Raw genomic sequence first — 588 nt, 5'->3', positions numbered from 1 at the left:
CAACGTCGAGGAGTCTCAAGGAGTGAGCGACGCAGGAGCGAACGGAGTTGAGACCTCCGATTGGTTAGGCTCCCCATGCAAAGAAATATACGATGCCGGTATCCTTGTCGACAACTGCGCAATTATATCCCTCATGCGTCCAATTATTCTTTCCTTCAATTTTATAACAAACCTTATGATTAATGCTCAAGGGGTTCCATTTTGGAACGAAATCGATAAAAGTCGTCGAGCGCTCTTTAATCATTTCAATATCTGATTCGATATCAATGAAATCCGGTTTTATTTTCGCCCATTTCTTTTTCTCGTAGCTTGAGAACAGCTCTTCGACAAGTTCGGGTTCTATTCGAAATCTTAGGTAGATTCTGTGTCCTTGCCACGTAACCCCGCCTCCTTGCAGTTCAGTATATTCGAATTCTCTTCCATCTGCGACGAGGCTTAGCATCGAATGCACCTCAGTCGCGCCCCTGATCACCCAACTTTCATCCGGACTTTCAGGCTTCTTTTTTGAAAAAATTGAGAAAGCTGGCGCAACGAGGAGAGGAACGATAAAAAGAAAGAGGTATGTAAGTAATTTCATTTTGCCTAACG

General features: G+C 43.7%; 1 protein-coding gene. It reads right to left on the bottom strand.

Going from position 1 to position 588, the window contains the following annotated elements:
* Window positions 1–64 precede the first annotated feature (64 nt).
* Window positions 65–588, bottom strand: a 524-nt coding sequence (locus DDZ13_RS15280) for a hypothetical protein (RefSeq protein WP_233246185.1), incomplete at its 5' end; no start/stop codon positions are given.

Origin of the sequence: Coraliomargarita sinensis, from assembly GCF_003185655.1 — a bacterium.
Taxonomy (GTDB): Bacteria; Verrucomicrobiota; Verrucomicrobiia; order Opitutales; family Coraliomargaritaceae; genus Coraliomargarita_B; species Coraliomargarita_B sinensis.
The sequence above is the reverse complement of the archived record's forward strand: the minus strand, read 5'-3'. Positions and strand labels throughout refer to the sequence as shown.